General features: G+C 68.9%; 17 protein-coding genes and 1 pseudogene. 1 reads left to right on the top strand and 17 read right to left on the bottom strand.

Translation table 11 applies throughout. The features are described 5' to 3' along the window. From hisD to HOQ08_RS04660, 17 genes are all read right to left on the bottom strand, one after another. A partial coding sequence (gene hisD, locus HOQ08_RS04740; protein ID WP_291192174.1) for a histidinol dehydrogenase occupies positions 1-878 on the bottom strand: 878 nt, incomplete at its 3' end. Beyond that, positions 875-1741, bottom strand: coding sequence for an ATP phosphoribosyltransferase (gene hisG / locus HOQ08_RS04735; RefSeq protein WP_291192176.1), 867 nt, complete (start codon positions 1739-1741; stop codon positions 875-877). The genes hisG and hisD, both read right to left, overlap by 4 nt. Before the next feature lie 26 nt (positions 1742-1767). Next, on the bottom strand, positions 1768-2100 hold the full coding sequence (locus HOQ08_RS04730) for a YerC/YecD family TrpR-related protein (RefSeq protein WP_291192172.1): 333 nt from the start codon (positions 2098-2100) through the stop codon (positions 1768-1770). 307 nt (positions 2101-2407) lie between these two features. Next, positions 2408-3388, bottom strand: coding sequence for a tetraacyldisaccharide 4'-kinase (lpxK, locus tag HOQ08_RS04725; RefSeq protein WP_291192169.1), 981 nt, complete (start codon positions 3386-3388; stop codon positions 2408-2410). A 7-nt stretch (positions 3389-3395) separates the two neighbouring features. Then, positions 3396-5168: a lipid A export permease/ATP-binding protein MsbA gene (msbA, locus tag HOQ08_RS04720; protein WP_291192167.1), complete on the bottom strand. Its 1773-nt coding sequence runs from the start codon at positions 5166-5168 to the stop codon at positions 3396-3398. After that, positions 5165-5593: a biopolymer transporter ExbD gene (locus HOQ08_RS04715; protein WP_291192165.1), complete on the bottom strand. Its 429-nt coding sequence runs from the start codon at positions 5591-5593 to the stop codon at positions 5165-5167. The genes msbA and HOQ08_RS04715 overlap by 4 nt, the downstream gene beginning before the upstream one ends. Before the next feature lie 8 nt (positions 5594-5601). After that, the gene (locus HOQ08_RS04710) at positions 5602-6258 is read right to left on the bottom strand and encodes a MotA/TolQ/ExbB proton channel family protein (RefSeq protein WP_291192163.1); all 657 of its coding nucleotides are present in this window, start codon (positions 6256-6258) and stop codon (positions 5602-5604) included. A gap of 95 nt (positions 6259-6353) precedes the next feature. Then, a complete protein-coding gene (locus HOQ08_RS04705; RefSeq protein ID WP_291192161.1) occupies positions 6354-8660 on the bottom strand; it encodes a DNA internalization-related competence protein ComEC/Rec2 in 2307 nt (768 codons plus the stop codon). Between the two features lie 100 nt (positions 8661-8760). Further along, entirely contained in the window at positions 8761-9465 is a 705-nt protein-coding gene (gene lolD / locus HOQ08_RS04700) for a lipoprotein-releasing ABC transporter ATP-binding protein LolD (RefSeq protein WP_291192159.1), read from the bottom strand. Next, a complete protein-coding gene (locus tag HOQ08_RS04695) occupies positions 9458-10702 on the bottom strand; it encodes a lipoprotein-releasing ABC transporter permease subunit (RefSeq protein ID WP_291192157.1) in 1245 nt (414 codons plus the stop codon). Before HOQ08_RS04695 ends, lolD begins: the two co-directional genes overlap by 8 nt. A gap of 113 nt (positions 10703-10815) precedes the next feature. Beyond that, positions 10816-11244, bottom strand: coding sequence for a protein YgfX (locus HOQ08_RS04690; protein ID WP_291192155.1), 429 nt, complete (start codon positions 11242-11244; stop codon positions 10816-10818). Further along, complete coding sequence (locus tag HOQ08_RS04685) at positions 11216-11455, bottom strand: succinate dehydrogenase assembly factor 2 (RefSeq protein ID WP_291192153.1); 240 nt, start codon at positions 11453-11455, stop codon at positions 11216-11218. Before HOQ08_RS04685 ends, HOQ08_RS04690 begins: the two co-directional genes overlap by 29 nt. 254 nt (positions 11456-11709) lie before the next feature. Further along, positions 11710-12489 carry a succinate dehydrogenase iron-sulfur subunit gene (locus HOQ08_RS04680; protein ID WP_291192151.1) on the bottom strand — a complete coding sequence of 260 codons (780 nt, stop codon included), beginning with the start codon at positions 12487-12489 and terminating at the stop codon, positions 11710-11712. A gap of 22 nt (positions 12490-12511) precedes the next feature. Further along, on the bottom strand, positions 12512-14299 hold the full coding sequence (gene sdhA / locus HOQ08_RS04675) for a succinate dehydrogenase flavoprotein subunit (RefSeq protein ID WP_291192149.1): 1788 nt from the start codon (positions 14297-14299) through the stop codon (positions 12512-12514). Positions 14300-14304: 5 nt separating this feature from the next. Next, positions 14305-14700, bottom strand: a complete 396-nt coding sequence (sdhD, locus tag HOQ08_RS04670) for a succinate dehydrogenase, hydrophobic membrane anchor protein (RefSeq protein WP_291192147.1) — start codon at positions 14698-14700, stop codon at positions 14305-14307. Then, complete coding sequence (gene sdhC, locus HOQ08_RS04665; protein ID WP_291192145.1) at positions 14697-15092, bottom strand: succinate dehydrogenase, cytochrome b556 subunit; 396 nt, start codon at positions 15090-15092, stop codon at positions 14697-14699. The genes sdhD and sdhC overlap by 4 nt, the downstream gene beginning before the upstream one ends. 79 nt (positions 15093-15171) lie before the next feature. Beyond that, positions 15172-15339: a DUF1674 domain-containing protein gene (locus HOQ08_RS04660; RefSeq protein WP_291192143.1), complete on the bottom strand. Its 168-nt coding sequence runs from the start codon at positions 15337-15339 to the stop codon at positions 15172-15174. A gap of 113 nt (positions 15340-15452) precedes the next feature. On the opposite strand from HOQ08_RS04660, the pseudogene HOQ08_RS04655 reads away from it, so the two are divergent. Continuing rightward, positions 15453-15655: pseudogene (locus HOQ08_RS04655) on the top strand (folate-binding protein); the annotation flags it as partial.

Raw genomic sequence — 15655 nt, 5'->3', positions numbered from 1 at the left:
ACCGCCACGCACTGACGCTCGATCTCGACCGCCACCGCATCGAGCAGCGGCGCCGACGGACTGACCAGCAACACCTGCGAATCCGGCCCGTGCTCGGCCTGCGACAGCAGGTCCGCCGCCACGAAGGTCGCGTCGGCCTGTGCGTCGGCGATCACCAGTACTTCGGACGGACCGGCCGGCATGTCGATCGCTGCGCCCTGTGGATCGCTCGATACCTTCAGCTTGGCTTCCGTAGCCCAGGCGTTGCCCGGACCGAACAGCTTGTCGCAGCGCGGCACGCTGGCCGTGCCGTAGGCCGTCGCGGCGATCGCCTGCGCACCGCCGAGCTTGAACACGCGGTGTACGCCGACCACGCGCGAGGCGTAGAGCACCGCCGGATCGCAGCGGCCATCCGCGCGCGCCGGCGAGCACAGCACGATCTGCGGGCAACCGGCAATGCGTGCGGGCACACCCAGCATCAGCGCAGTCGAAGGCAGCGGCGCGCTGCCGGCGGGCACGTACAGGCCAACCCGCCTGATCGGCCGCTGCACGCGCTCCACCCGCACGCCCGGCGCGGTTTCGACCGCGACCGGGCCGGGCGCGGTAGCGCGGTGGAAGACCTCGATGCGCGCCGCCGCTTCGCGGATCGCCGCCTTCAGCGATGGGTCAAGCGCAGTCTCCGCCTCGTCCATCTCGGCCTGCGTCACTTCCAACCGCTCCAGCCGCAGCCGTTCATAGGCTTCGGTGAAACGGAACAGCGCATCGTCGCCATGCGCGCGCACGGCGGCGATGATCCGCTGCACGCCCTCGCGCAGCTCCTCCGTGCGCGCCTGCACCGGACGCGCCAGCGCCTCCGCGCGACCGCGCTCGTCCAGGCGATTCCAGTCTAGCCGCTTCATGCCAGCATCCTCTCCACCGGCAGCACGAACATCTCGCGCGCACCGGCCTTCTTGATCTCTTCCAGTTGCCGCCAGCCCACCTCGCCCGCACACAGCGCCTGCAACATCACCTGGTCCGGTTGGCCGGCCAGCGACAGCAGGGTCGGCTGCGGGCCGCCCGGCAACAGCCGGGTGATGGCCTCCAGCGAGCCGCGCGGTGCCTGCAGCAGCAGCAGGCGCGACTCGCGCACCTGGATCACGCCATCGATGCGCTTGAGCAGCAGTTCCACCAGATCGCCCCGCTCGTCGGTGGGCAGCACCTGCGGGCCGACCAGCAGCGCCTCGCTCTCGAGCACCATGTCGGCCTCGCGCAACTGGTTGGCCAGCAGCGTGCCGCCGCTCTGCACCAGGTCACAGATGGCATCGGCCGTACCGAGCCGGGGTGCGATCTCCACCGAGCCGGCCAGCGTCACCACGCCCGCGCCAATGCCGCGCTCGCGCAGCCAGCGGCCGAGCAGCCCCGGATAGGAGGTGGCGATGCGCCGCCCGGCGAGGTCGCCCGCGCCGGCGTAGTCCAGCTCCTGCGGCACCGCCAGCGACAGCCGGCAGCGGCCGAATCCCAGTCCGCGCCATTCCGCCAGCGCCACTTCGTCGTCGCGGCCCGTGGTGAGCTGGTATTCGTTGAGCACGTTGCGCCCGACGATGCCCAGGTCGCATACGCCCTGCGCGATCAGCCCGGGGATGTCGTCGTCGCGCACCAGCAGCAGGTCTACCGGCTCGCCCTCGCCGAAGCAGAACAGCTTGTCGCGGCTCTGCCTGAAGGTGAGCCCGCAGCGCGTGAGCAGGTCCTGGGCCGGCTCGGTCAGCCGCCCGGACTTCTGCATGGCGATGCGCAGGCGGTCGCGCGGCCTCACGGGGACACCTTCGCCAGCTTGCGCTTGCGCGCCGCGCGCGCCGCCGCGGCGAGATAGCCGCCGTTGCCCTGGTTGAGGAAGCGCGCGACCCGCCCGATGGTGGTGATGCTCACCCCGGTGCGCTCGTGGATCTCCCGGTAGGCCACTTCCTCCAGCAGGTAGGGCACCACCCGCCAGCGATCCACCAGCGCCTCCAGCTCCGCCGGCGTGCACAGGTCATGCAGGAAGGCCTGCATCTCGTCCACCTCGCGCAGCGCCAGCAACGCCTCGCAAAGGCTGCGCTCCACCGACTCGTTCGGGGTCTCGGGATCGATCGCTTTTCGTTTCATTGTGATAATGCGCTATTACACTGGATCGTCAATGTACAGCAATGGTCGCGAGCGAGCAAGTCGGGCAGCCCGGGCTGTCAAGCAAGCATTGCGCGCGAGGTGGAAGGGCCTTGGGCCGGGATCGGGAGGTTTGCGAAGGCCCGCCTGCGGGCGGGCGCCAGGTACAGGCCCGTCGTCTCGCGCCTTTTTTCGCCAGTTACGGAAGTGGCGCAGAAAACCCGCACTGGCTGGTCGAGCGGCAAGTGCCACAAAGACGCCATGGGTGCCTTGCAGGAATCAGGCGCATCCGCCGAAGGAGCGGTTGCGGTCAGGGTTCGCGGCTTGTCCTGATGCGGGAAGCCAAGGCATCAAAGAACGCCGCCGGCAACTCGGCCCTCACCGGTACCCGCCACCACCCCGCCTGCGCGAAGCGGCCGCACTTGATCGCGTCCTTGTCGGTCATCAGCACCGGCAGCTCCTCGCCGAAGTGGAAGTCGGCGGGGACGAAGGCGTGGTGGTCGGGGAAGGCGTGCTCGATCGGCAGGATGCCGTAGGCGCGCAGGCTGTCGAAGAAGCGCGCGGGATGGCCGATGGCGGCGACCGCATGCACCCGTTGACCGGTGAAGGCGGTGAGCGCCTGGCGGGTATCGTCGACGAGGGAGCAGGCATCGCCGCCACCGAGCTGCATGGTATAGGCGCCGGTGCGTTCGCCGCCGTTGCAGACGCGCATGTCCGAAGTGGCCAGGCGCATCAGCGGTTCGCGCAGCGGACCGGCGGGCAGCAGGCGGCCGTTGCCGAAGCCGCGCACGGCGTCGATCACGCAGATTTCCACGTCGCGGGCAAGCCGGTAGTGCTGCAGGCCGTCGTCGGCGACGATCAGATCGCAACCCGCGCCGATCAGTAGGCGTGCGGCCGCGGGGCGGTCGCGGCCCACTGCCACCGGGATGCCTTGCGCGCGGATCAGGCTGGGTTCGTCGCCCACCTGCAGCGGGTTGGGGGAGCCGGTCAGCAGCATCGGCTCGCGCTGGCGCCCGCCGTAGCCGCGGCTGACCACGCCGGGCACGAAACCGCGCTCGCGCAGCGCCTGGGCGACGGCGATGGTCAGCGGCGTCTTTCCGGTGCCGCCGACGGTGATGTTGCCGATGACGACCACCGGCACCGGCAGGTGCACGCTGCGCAGCCAGCCGCGCTGGTAGAGCGCGCGGCGCAGGCCGCTCACGCCGCCGTAGAGCCAGGCCAGCGGGTAGGTCCACCATGGCGTGCGGCCTTCGCCGTACCAGGCACGCTCGAGTCGTTGTTCGAGCGCCATGGGTGCCTCAGCCTTCTTCCTGCTCGTGGAACTGCATGCGGTGCAAGGCGGCGTACTGGCCGCCCTGCGCGATCAGCTCGGCATGGGTGCCGCGCTCGACGATGCGTCCCTGGTCCATCACGGCGATCTGGTCGGCGTGCTCGATCGTGGAAAGGCGGTGCGCGATGACCAGCGTGGTGCGGTCGCGCATCAGGCGCTGCAGGGCCTGCTGGATCAGCCGCTCCGATTCGGTGTCCAGCGCGCTGGTCGCTTCGTCCAGCACCAGGATGGGGGCGTTCTTGAGGATCGCGCGGGCGATGGCCAGGCGCTGGCGCTGGCCGCCGGAGAGCATGTTTCCGCCCTGCCCGATCGGGCTGTGGATGCCCTGCGGCATGCGCCGGATGAACTCCATCGCGTTGGCCGCCTCGGCCGCTTCGATGATGCTGTCCTCGCTGGCGCCGGCAAGCTCGCCGTAGGCGATGTTCTCGGCAATGCTGCCGTCGAACAGCACGACGCTTTGTCCCACCCAGCCGATCTGCTTGCGCAGCGAGGCAAGGGTGTACTCGCGGTAGTCAACGCCATCGAGCACGATGCGCCCGGCGGCCGGCTCCAGGAAGCGCGGCAGCAGGCTGACCAGGCTGCTCTTGCCGCTGCCCGAGCGCCCGACCAGCGCGGTCACGCTGCCCGGCGCGCAATGCAGGTCCACACCGCGCAGGGCATCGATTTCGCTGCGTGGATAGCGCAGGCGCACGCCCTCGAAGCGGATGTCGCCACGCGTACGCTCGAGCACCATGCGCCCGTGGTCTTCCTCCGCCGGCGTGTCGATGACCTCGAACAGGTCCTCGGCTGCCGAGATGCCTCGCTGGATGTTCGCCTGCACGTTCGCCAGCCGCTTCAGCGAAGGCATCATGGCGCCCATGGCCGTCAGCACGACGATGAACACGCCCGGCGAAATGGCTCCGATGATGTTCGGCCGCGTGGCCAGGTAAACCAGCAAGGCCAGCGCCAGCGCAGCGACCGTCTGGATCGCCGTGCTCGAACTGGCGGCCGTGGTGGCGATCTTCATGTTGAGGCGGCGTGCCCGATGGGACACCGCCGCGAAGCGCGTCGCCTCATGCTGCTGGCCGCCGTACACGCGCACTTCCCGATGCGCGCTGACCGACTCGCCCACCGCGTCCGTCACCGAACCCATGGAGCCCTGGATGCGCCGGCTGATCTGCCGATAGCGCTTGCTCACGACCGTGGCCACCAGGGCAATGCCGGGCGCCATCATCAGCAGCGTGAGCGACAGGTAGGCGCTGTTGCTGAGCATCACGTACAGCATGCCGATCACGGTAACGCCTTCGGTCACCATGATCTTCAATGCGTCGGTGGAGGCGGAGGCCACCTGCTCGCTGGTGTAGGTGATGCGCGAGATCTGCTGGCCGGAGGGCTCGCTGCCGAAGAACGCGGCCGGCAGCCGCAGGTAGGCTGCGAAGACGTCCGCCTGCATCGCCTGCACCACGTTGCGGCCCACGTAGGAAATGCCGTAGTTGCTGACGAAGGTGCCGATGCCGCGGATCAGGAAGATCGCCACGATCCAGATCGGCATCCAGAAGATGAGGTAGGGATCTTTCCTGGCGAACAGGTCGTCGATCATCGGCCGCAGTTTCTGGGTGAACGCGGCCAGTGCGCCGCCGTCGACCGCCATGCCGAGGATGGCCACCAGCGCGATCGGCCACCAGCGTCGCGTATAGCCGAGCAACCGCTTGTAGACGCGCAGGGTGTCGGCGTCCCAGAGGGCGACCTTGCGGGCCGTCAACGGGCGGTTTCCTGGCTGGGCGTGGTGGCGATGGACAGGTGCGTGAAGCCGAGCTGGCCCAGCGCATCCATCGCGGTAACCACGTTCTGGTGCGGCGTCATGGCATCGGCACGGATGGTGACCGGACGGTCATGGTCCTCGCCGCCCACGCGCGCGATGGCCTGCTTGAGCGGGTCCACGCCTTCGCCCATGACTTCGTCGCTGCCCACGTAGTAGCGGCCGTCGCGATCGATCATCACGGTGAGCGCGGGAGCCTGCATGTCGCGATCCTCGGCGCTGGCCTGCGGCAGGGTGACCTGCAGGCGCGAGTGCTGCACGAAGGTGGTGGTGAGCACGAAGAACATCAGCAGCGTCAACAGCACGTCGATCAGCGAGATCACGTTGATCTCGAAATCGTCCTGCCGACGGTCGGAACCGATACGCATGCTTGGCCTCAGCCGGCGCTGGAAGCGGCAGAGGGCGTGCGCCGCGGACGCGCCACCGGCGTGGCGGGGCCGGTGAGCTCATCCAGCAGCGCGGTGGCCTGCTTTTCCATGTCGATGCAGTAGCCGGCGACCTTGGACCGGAAGTAGCGGTGCAGCACATAGGCCGGGATCGCCACGACCAGGCCGGTGGCGGTGCAGATCAGCGCCTCGCCGATGCCGCCGGCCATCTTGGTCGGATCGGCCATGCCGCCGCCCATCACCTGCATGAACATGCGGATCAGGCCGATCACGGTACCGAGCAGGCCCAGCAGCGGGCCGATCAGCGCGATGGTTCCGAGCGTGTTGAGGTAGCGCTCCATGCGGTGGACCACGTGGCGGCCGGTATCCTCGATGCGCTCCTTGATCTGCTCCCGCGGGCGGTTGCGCACGGCCAGTGCGCCGGCCAGCAGCTCGCCCAGCGGCGAACCGGCGGCCAGGGCGTCCAGATGCGCCGGATCGAGCTGGCCGCTGCGCGCCCACTGACGCACTTCCTCGCCCAGGCCCTCGGGCAGCACCGACTTGCGCCGCAGCGTCCACCACCGCTCCAGCACGATCGCCAGGGCAGCCGCCGAACACACCAGGATGGGCAGCATCGCCCACCCGCCAGCCATCAGAATTTCGAGCACTGCCAACTCCCGCTACGGCAACTTTCAGGGAAGGCGGAATCATAGCAGTCCCTTCACGGGGTTCCGCGGCGCGCTTGGCAGTTGCAAAACACCGTTCATTCACGCCAGTAGCGGGGCTCGCGCAGCCGCCAGCTGGCGACCTCGGCGGGCGGGCGGTCCGGTGCCGCGTCGATCTGGATTGCGCCGCGCTCGGCGGTGTTCAGCAGGGGCACGCCTGCGGCCTGGTAGCGCTGGAGCACCAGCGGGTGCGGATGGCCGAAGCGGTTGTGCCATCCGGCCGAAACCAGTGCCAGTGTGGGCTGCAGCGCAGCGATGAAGGCCGGATCGGAGGAGTAGCGGCTGCCATGGTGCGGCACCACCAATACCGTCGGCCGCGCCGGACCCGCCACCCGGGCCACCGCCGGTTCGACATCGCTGCCGATGTCGCCGGTGAGCAGCAGGCGTCCACCGGCGCCGTCCACGGCCAGCACGCAGGAGCGATCGTTGCGCTGGACGGTGGCGCCAGCGGCCGGCGACAGCACGCGAAAGCGCACGCCGTCCCAGGTCCAATCCTGGCCCGCCAGGCAGGCTTGCATCGGCACTGGCATCCGCCGCGGCTCGCCGGCATAGCGGGCAGCCTGGGGATACGCCGTCGCCACTGCAGCCGCGCCACCGGCATGGTCGTTATCGGCGTGGCTGACCATCAACAGGTCGAGCGCATCGATGCCCAGGGCGTGCAGCGAAGGCACCACCACCGCCTGGCCCAGGTCGAAGCCGGACGGATAGCGCGCACCGGCGTCGTACACCATGGCGTGGTGCCGGGTCCGCACGATCACCGACAACCCCTGCCCGACGTCCAGCACCCATGCCTGGAAGCCGCCCGGTGCCGGCAGCCGCTGCGGCGGCCAGGCCAGCGGCAGGAACAGCAACAGGCCCAGGCCGCGCAGTGGCAGGCCACGCGGGGCGAACAGCCACAGCGCGCCAACGGTCGCCAGCAGCAGCGCCCACGGCTGCACCTGGGGCAGATACCAGTGCGCGCCGGGCCAGGCCGCCATCCGTTGCAGCAGCCACCATTGCGCGTGTGCGCAGGCAGCGGCCAGGTGCAATACGGGCGTGGCCACCGCCGGCACGAGCAGCAGCGACAGCAGCCCGATCAGCGCCAGCGGCACGATGACGAAGCTCACGAACGGCACGGCGATCAGGTTGGACAACGCGCCCACCAGCGAGGCCTCGCCGAAGAACCACTGGGTCAGCGGCAGCAGCGCCACCGTCATCACCAGCTGGCCGCCCGACAGCTCGTGCAGGAAGCCCCGCCAGCCCCGCGGCCGCGCCGTGAGGCAGAGCATCAGGAAGGCCACGCCGACGAAGGACAGCCAGAAACCGGCCGCCAGCACGGCCAGCGGATCGGCCAGCAGGATCGCGATCAGGGCCAGCGCCAGCGTCTGCGCCCCGCCGACGGTGCGGCGGCTCCATTGGGCCAGAGCCACCACCGCGATCATCAGCAGCGTGCGCACCGTCGGCAAGCCGAAGCCGGCCAGCGCGCCATACGCGACGGCAGCCAGCAACGCCGCGGCGGCCTGGGCAGGAAGGCGCGGCAGCCGGAGCGCCAGGCTCGGCCAGAGCAGGTACAGCAGGCGTGCAAGGGCTACGCCGAACAGCGCGGCGACCCCCACGTGGAACCCGGAGATCGCGATCAGGTGCGGCACGCCATTGGCGCGGGCGACCTCCCAGTCGTCCTGGTCAAGCCCGCGGGTATCGCCAATGGAGAAGGCCTGCAGCAGGGCCGCATCGTGCGGATCGCGCACGCGTGCGGCGATGCCGGCGGCGATGCGTTCGCGCAGGCCGTCCACGCAGCGGCGTGGTTGCAGCAGGCGGTCGTCGCCGTCCTCCCGCACGTAGCCTACTGCGGCGATGCGTCGCTCCAGCGCGCTTCGCTCGCCATCGCTGCCGCCTGGATCGATCAGTCCGCGCGGCCGGCGCAGGCGGACGCGCAACCGCCACTGCGAACAGGCCGGCACCACGGGAGCGTCGTCGTACCAGCTGAGCCGTACGCGGCCGCGCAGTGGAACAGTCTGCCCGTCCAACATGGCGCGATCGACATCGAGCAGGAAGCGTGTGGCGTCGCTGCGGACCAGCGGCAACTCGGCCACCGTGCCGGTCACGTCGAAGTCCCTTCCCTCCAGCTCGCGCGGCAGGCGCAGCTCCAGCGCCATCGCGCCGCGCCAGATCGCCCAGGCGGCAGCCATCAGGAAGATCGCCGGCAGGCACAGTCGCGGCCAGCGCCGGCTGGCCAGCAGCGCAGCCAGTCCCGGCAGCGCGGGCCACGCCGCGGGCGGCAGCGATGGCAGCCACTGCACCGCCAGTACGCCCAGCAGAAACGCGATGCCCGCTTCCACCGCGCCGGGCATCCATGCCGTGCGCATACGCCCTCCCGTGGCCAGGCTCGCAGCCTAGCGTGCGGCCGGCCGCGGCGGGGCTGAAATGCGTGTAGGGGTTTGCCGGCTCAGGGCAGAACCAGGGCCGTCAGCCCCGTGCCTGCAGCTCGCCGTTGTGCAGCTCCAGCGTGCGATCCATCTTCGATGCCAGGCGGTGGTCGTGGGTGACCAGGATGAAGCTGGTGCCGACCTCGCGGTTGAGTTCCAGCATCAGCTCGTAGACCTGCGCCGCATTGCCCTCGTCGAGGTTGCCGGTGGGTTCGTCGCCGAGCACGCAGGCCGGACGGGTGACCAGCGCGCGCGCCACCGCGCAACGCTGGCGCTCGCCGCCGGACAACTCGGCCGGCTTGTGCTGTTCGCGCTTGCCCAGGCCCACCCGCTCCAGCAGCACCCTCGCCTGGCGCTCGGCCTCGGCGATGGACACGCCGCGGATCAGCAGCGGCATGCAGACGTTCTCCAGCGCCGTGAACTCCGGCAGCAGGTGATGGAACTGGTAGATGAAGCCCAGCGAGCGGTTGCGCACGCGGCCGCGCTCGGCATCCGACAGCTTCGAGAGGATGCGCCCGTCCACCTCCACTTCGCCGCGGGTCAGCGAATCCAGCCCGCCGATGATGTGCAGCAGCGTGCTCTTGCCGGAGCCCGAGGCGCCCACGATGGCGAGCGTCTCGCCCCGCTTCAGGCTGAAGTTGACGTTGCTGAGCACCTCGGTCTTGAGGTCGCCTTCCTCGTAGGTCTTGGCGATCCCGCTGGCGCGCAGCACGATGTCGTTGGTCATGGCGGTAGGCTTATTCATAGCGCAGCGCCTGCGCCGGCTGCGTGCGCGAGGCGCGCCACGCGGGATAGAGCGTCGCCAGCAGCGAGAAGACGAAGGTGACCAGCGTCACCCAGCCCACGTCGCTGGCGACCAGCTTGCTGGGCACTTCGCTGATGTAATAGACGTCCGGCGAGAGGAAGGTCACGCCGGTGAGGTGCTCGATCCACTTGACGATAACCGGCAGCTTCCACGAGAGCAGCGAGCCGAAGCCCACGCCGAAGCCGATGCCGACCACGCCCACCAGCACGCCCTGCACCATGAACATGCCCATGATGCTGCGCGGCGTGGAGCCGAGGGTGCGCAGGATCGCGATGTCTGCCTGCTTGTCGGTGACCAGCATCATCAGCATCGAGATCAGGTTGATCACCGCGACCAGGATGATCTGCGAGAGGATGATGAACATCACGTGCTTCTCCATCGAGATCGCGGAGAAGAAGTTGGCGTGGCTGTCCATCCAGGTCTGCACGCTGTAGATCTGGCCCAGGTCGTTGGCCAGCTCGCGGGCGACCGGTCGCGCGTTGAACATGTCGTCGAGCTTGAGGCGGATGCCGGTGGGGCCGTCCAGGCTGTTGAGCTTCTCGGCATCGTGCATGTTGACCAGCGCGAGGTTGGAGTCGAACTCCTGCATGCCCAGCTCGAAGACGCCCACCACGTGGAAACCGCGCAGGCGCGGCACGCTGCCCATCGGCGTGCCACGGAACTGCGGCACGGCCATGGTCACGCGGTCGCCCACCGTCACACCCAGCGTCAGCGCCAGTTCCTTGCCCAGCACGATGTTCCAGCTGTCGGGCTTGAGCTCGTTCAGACTGCCTTCGACCATGTGCGTGTTGATGTCGGAAACTTTCGGCTCCTCGCCCGGCTCGATGCCGCGCACCAGCGCACCGCTGGGGCGACGGGCCTGCAGGAAGGCCTCCATCTCCACGTAGGGCGCCGCGCCTTTCACGTGAGGATTGGCCTCGGCGATCTTCACGGCGCGCGGCCAGTCCTGCACTGCCTGGCCGGGCAGGCCTGAAACGGTGGCGTGCGAGATGGCGCCCAGGATGCGCGTGCGCAGCTCGGAGTCGAAGCCGTTCATCACCGACATCACGGTGATCAGCGCGGTGACGCTGATCGCGATGCAGATGATGGAAACGGTCGAGATGAAGGAGATGAACTGGTTGCGGCGCTTGGCGCGCGTGTAGCGCAGGCCGATGAACAGTTCGAGCGGTCGGAACATGGGCGGTCGCTTTATCCGGTCGATGGGCGGGCCGCCCGAACAAACATTATCGGGCAATTGGACCTTCGTGCGCGGCGAAAGTGCCGGGACGCATGCATGCTGCCGCCCGACCCTCAATCGGCTGCGGCCTGCGCCGGCTGCATCGCCGCCAGGCGCATGCGCAGGCGCCGGCGCAGGTCGGCATCGCTGTTGTCGGGGGCGAGCAGCAGGACCTCGACCCGCTCGGCACTCTTCAGGCGCAACAACACGCAGTCGCCAAGGACTCGGAACGATGCCAGCGTCGCCCGGCTTTCGCTGCGCGCCACGCGATAGAGCGTCCAGCCTTCGCCAGCCAGCGCGACACCGGTGACGGTCGATCGCGAAGCCCGCCGCACGGCGAGCACGACAAGAGCTGTCGATGCCAGCGCCATGGGCAGCTTCAGGGCCCACGGCGCGCCACTGAGGGCTATCGCCACCAACGCGAGCCCGGCGAGGGCCAGCAACAGCCGCGCCGGCAGCCGCGAGGGGCGGTAATCAAAGCCGATGGCGGGTGCGGATGTCATCGACGATGGATTGCCAGTCGGCGCGCGGCGCCTGCGCATGCCCCATGATCCAGTCCCATAGGTCCGGGTCCTGGGCGTCGAGCAGCTCGCCGAAGGCCTGTCGGCGGGCCGCATCGGCATCCGCGTAGCACTCGTCCAGCCAGCCGCCCAGCAGCGCGTCGAGTTCGCGCGTGCCGCGGCGGGCACGCCAGCGCAGGCGGGCGAGGCTCATGGCGAAGCGCCGCTTCTTGCTCCCTCTCCCCCATCCTCGATCAAGTATGGGGGAGAAGGTTGGGGTGAGGGGCTGGTCTTGCGGGAAAGGTGGGACGAAGCCTCGACGCGCTTTGCCGGATGTCCAGGCAAAACGCGCTTCGCGAATCCTGGCTGCGTGGCGACGGCACCGGTGAAAATCTGTCGCAAGAGTGGCCCCTCACCCCAGCCCTCTCCCCGGAGGGGAGAGGGAGCAAAACCCACAGGTTCGCGCGCTTACGAGCGGCGCTCGACCATCAGCTTCTTGATCTCCGCGATCGCCTTGGCCGGATTGAGGCCCTTCGGGCAGGTGCGCGCGCAGTTCATGATGGTGTGGCAGCGGTAGAGCTTGAACGGGTCTTCCAGGTCGTCCAGGCGCTCCCCGGTGGCCTCGTCGCGGCTGTCGGCGATCCAGCGGTAGGCCTGCAGCAGGATCGCGGGACCGAGGTAGCGGTCGCCGTTCCACCAGTAGCTCGGGCAGCTGGTCGAGCAGCAGGCGCACAGGATGCACTCGTAGTAGCCGTCCAGCTGCTTGCGGTCTTCCGGCGACTGCAGGCGCTCGCGGGCCGGCGCCGGGCTCTGCGTGCGGATCCATGGCTTGATCGAGGCGTACTGCGCGTAGAAGTGCGTCAGGTCCGGCACGAGGTCCTTGACCACCGGCATGTGCGGCAGCGGATAGATCGCCACTTCGCCGCCCTTGCAGTCGTCGATGGCCTTGGTGCAGGCCAGGGTGTTGGTGCCCTCGATGTTCATCGCGCAGGAACCGCAGATGCCTTCGCGGCAGGAGCGGCGCAGCGTGAGCGTCGGGTCGATCTCGTTCTTGATCTTCAGCAGGGCGTCCAGAACCATCGGACCGCACGAGGCCATGTCGACCTCGTAGGTGTCGATGCGCGGGTTTTGGCCGTCGTCCGGGCTCCAGCGGTAGATCTTGAAGGTGCGCGGCTTTTTCGCGCCTTTCGCCGGGTAATGCTTGCCGGACTGGATCTTGGAATTCTTCGGTAGCGTGAACTCTGCCACGATGGGTCTCCGGTCCGGTTGCTCAGTAAACGCGCTTCTTCGGCGGCACCACGTCGACGTCGTCCGTCAACGTGTACATGTGCACCGGGCGGAAGTCGAAGCTGGTCTGGCCCGCGTCGCTCAGGGCGACCAGGGTGTGCTTCATCCAATGCTCGTCGTCGCGCTCGGGGAAGTCCTCGCGCGCATGGGCGCCACGGCTTTCCATGCGCTGCTCGGCCGAGTGCATGGTGACCACCGCCTGCGCGAGCAGGTTGGAGAGTTCCAGCGTCTCGATCAGGTCGGAGTTCCACACCAGCGAACGGTCGGTGACGCCGACGTCCTTGAACGAGTCGAACACCTCGGAGATGCGGCGCTTGCCCTCGGCCAGCGTCTCGCCGGTGCGGAACACTGCGGCGTCCTTCTGCATGGTCCGCTGCATCTCGGCGCGGATCTGCGCGGTCGGCTTGCTGCCCTTGGCGTTGCGCAGGCCGTCGAAGCGGGCCAGCGCTTTGTCCAGGATGCTCGTGGGCAGGTCCTGGTGCAGCGTGCCGGGCTTGACCAGCTCGGCGCAGCGGCCGGCCACGGCGCGGCCGAACACCACCAGATCCAGCAGCGAGTTGGAGCCCAGGCGGTTGGCGCCGTGCACCGACACGCAGGCTGCCTCGCCGATGGCGAACAGGCCCGGCACCACGGCGTCGACGTCGTCGCCCTTCTTCTGCACCACCTCGCCGTGGTAGTTGGTCGGGATGCCGCCCATGTTGTAGTGCACGGTCGGGATGACCGGGATCGGCTCCTTGGTCACGTCCACGCCGGCGAAGATGCGTGCCGATTCGGCGATGCCCGGCAGCCGCTCGTGGATCACGTCCGCGCCCAGGTGCATCAGGTTCAGGTGGATGTGGTCCTTGTGCTCGCCGACGCCACGGCCCTCGCGGATCTCGATGGTCATCGCGCGGCTGACCACGTCGCGCGATGCGAGGTCCTTGGCGCTGGGCGCGTAGCGCTCCATGAAGCGCTCGCCCTCGGAGTTGGTGAGGTAGCCGCCCTCGCCGCGCACGCCCTCGGTGATCAGGCAGCCGGCACCGTAGATGCCGGTCGGGTGGAACTGCACGAACTCCATGTCCTGCAGCGCCAGGCCCGCGCGCAGCACCATGCCGCCGCCGTCGCCCGTGCAGGTGTGCGCGGACGTTGCGCTGAAGTAGGCGCGGCCGTAGCCGCCGGTCGCCAGCACCACGGCATGGCCGCGGAAGAAGTGCAGCGTGCCCTCGTTCATGTCCAGCGCGAGCACGCCGCGGCAGACGCCCTGCTCGTCGAAGATCAGGTCGATCGCGAAGTACTCGATGAAGAACGCCGCGTCATGCGCCAGCGCCTGCTGGTAGAGCGTGTGCAGGATCGCGTGGCCGGTGCGGTCAGCCGCGGCGCAGGTGCGCTGCGCGGTGCCCTTGCCGTAGTGCGTGGTCATGCCGCCGAACGGGCGCTGGTAGATCTTGCCCTCCTCGGTGCGCGAGAACGGTACGCCGTAGTGCTCCAGCTCGATGATCGCCGCCGGGGCCTCCTTGCACATGTACTCGATCGCATCCTGGTCGCCGAGCCAGTCGGAACCCTTGATGGTGTCGTAGTAGTGGAAGCGCCAGTCGTCCTCGCCCATGTTGCCCAGCGCGGCGGAGATGCCGCCCTGGGCCGCCACGGTGTGCGAGCGGGTCGGGAAGACCTTGGTGATGCACGCGGCCTTCAGGCCTTTCTCGGCCAGGCCGAAGGTGGCGCGCAGGCCCGCGCCGCCGGCGCCGACCACGATCACGTCGTACTTGTGTTGCTGGACCTTGTAGGCTTCCATCGAACTTAAGCTCCCAGGGCGATGCGCAGCACCGCGAGCACGCCCGCCAGGGCTGCGAGCACGGCAACGAACTTGATCGCGGTCAGGAGGGCGATCTCCTTCCAGCGGGTATGCACGTAGTCCTCGATCACTACCTGCAGGCCAAGCACGGCGTGCCAGAACGCGGTGACGACGAAGGCGATCAGCAGCACGGCGTTCCACGGACGCGCGACCAGCTCGCGGGCGGCGGCGTAGTCGGCGTGCAGCACGCGCAGCACCAGCGTGACCAGCCAGACGCCCAGGCCGACCAGGGCGACGGCGGTGACGCGCTGCACCCACCAGTGGCTCACGCCATGCTGGGCCGAACCCAGGCCGCGGGCCTTCTTCAGCGGGTTGCGGTATTCCTTCGGATAGGCGCTCATGCGGCGGCTCCCAGGGTCAGCACGTAGGCCCACACGGCCGCGGTCAGCAGCAGGCTGAGGACGATCGAGGCCCAGCTGGAGCGCACGAACTGCACGATCTCATAACCGTAGCCGCCGTCCTGCACCAGGTGCCGGATGCCGTTGCACAGGTGGTAGAACAGCGACCAGCTCCAGCCGACCAGCAGGATGATGCCGACCGGGCTGCCGACGAAGGCGGTGAAGTGGCCGAAGCGCTCCTCGCCGCCAGCCAGGGCGACCAGGCCCCAGGCCGCCAGCAGCAGGCCCACGGCGAGGGCCATGCCGGTGGCGCGATGCAGGATGGAGGTCACCATCTGCACTTGCCACTTGTAGACGGAAAGGTGCGGTGAGAGCGGTCGTTGCGTATCGGCCATGGCGGCTATCCGTGGTGTGGAATCGCTGGCGTCCGATCGCCCTCTCCTACGCCGACGCGGCATGTGCCGCGCGGGCGGATCAGAAGTCGATGCAGCGTCCGTTCTTTTCCCAATCGCCGTAGCGGGTGGGATCGGGCGCCGGACGCTCCGGCGCCGACCCGCCTTCCGCCGGCCGCGCAGGCGCGGCGTCGCTTCCCGCGGGAGCGGGAGCCGGGGTGGATTCGGTTGGGGAGGAGGTCTCGGACATAAGTAAAGCCGCAAAAGCGTAATACGCGCCAATGGCGCAGCACAACCTTGACGCTGCGCCAAAACCTCGTCCTCGCCTTGCCTTCGCCGCGCTGATCCCTTATGTCATGCGCCATGCCAAGCACTTATCCTGCCGAACTCGTCTCGATCGAAGGCCCCGACGCGATCGCCTTCGCGCAGTCCCAGCTGAGCAGCAACCTCCTTGCGCTCGCCGACCGCCAATGGCAGTTCAGCGCCTGGCTCGATGCGCAGGGGCGCGTGAGGTTCCTGTTCCATCTGATGCGGCTGGACGCTCAGCGCCTGCGATTGTTGTTGCG

Source organism: Frateuria sp. (assembly GCF_013362045.1).
Taxonomy (GTDB): domain Bacteria; phylum Pseudomonadota; class Gammaproteobacteria; order Xanthomonadales; family Rhodanobacteraceae; genus Frateuria_A.
This window is presented reverse-complemented; position numbering and strand designations above follow the sequence as displayed.